The sequence below is a fragment of the Streptomyces sp. NPDC058469 genome, assembly GCF_042721125.1.
Classification (GTDB): domain Bacteria; phylum Actinomycetota; class Actinomycetes; order Streptomycetales; family Streptomycetaceae; genus Streptomyces.
Genome location: NZ_JBHXME010000221.1, coordinates 1 through 583, shown reverse-complemented (window position 1 = coordinate 583; position 583 = coordinate 1). Strand labels below are relative to the sequence as shown.

1 pseudogene is annotated in these 583 nt (G+C 72.2%); it reads left to right on the top strand.

Features of this window, described 5'->3' with window-relative positions:
* Positions 1 to 443: 443 nt before the first annotated feature.
* Positions 444 to 583 (top strand): annotated as a pseudogene (locus ACFWP5_RS47920) (B/F/G family RNA polymerase sigma-70 factor); the annotation flags it as partial.

The window sequence follows — 583 nt, the reverse complement described above, 5'->3', positions numbered from 1 at the left end:
CGCGGGCGGCATGGGGGCCCGGGCGGGTGGGGGGGGGTCTTGGTATGTGGGGGGGGGGCGTGGCCCCCCCCCCCCCACCCGGCGGGACGCGACCCCCCCCCCCACGGGCCCATCCACTTCGGCTTGCCGCTTTCCGGCTGATCTGCTGCGGGTGGCAGGCACCGTACAAGCGTGCGGTGCGGCCGGCGCCGGCTTCCACGGCCGTTGCGCCCCTCGCCCCGTTCGCCACGCTTTGTTCGCTTTCTCTGGCTCTGGGTGATCCTGTGCGTGAGCCTGTTTCGGGGCTCTCTGTGCGGGAATGCGGCCTGTGAGTGCTTCGGACAGGAGGCACGTCCGTGGGAGCTGGCGTATGCCGGATCGCGGGTGTGTTTCGCCTGGTCAGTGCGTGCTCGCTCCCATGGGGACCGTCCAGTCGGCAACCCCTTGAGGGAGTTGTGAGCACCATGGCCACAGTCACCAGGAAGCGCCATCCGCACGACGACGCCCCGGACACCGCCGCCGCCTTCGCCCGCCTCGCGCACCTGCCCGACGGGCCCGAGCGGGACGCTCTGCGCGACGAACTCGTCCGCCTCTGGCTCCCCAT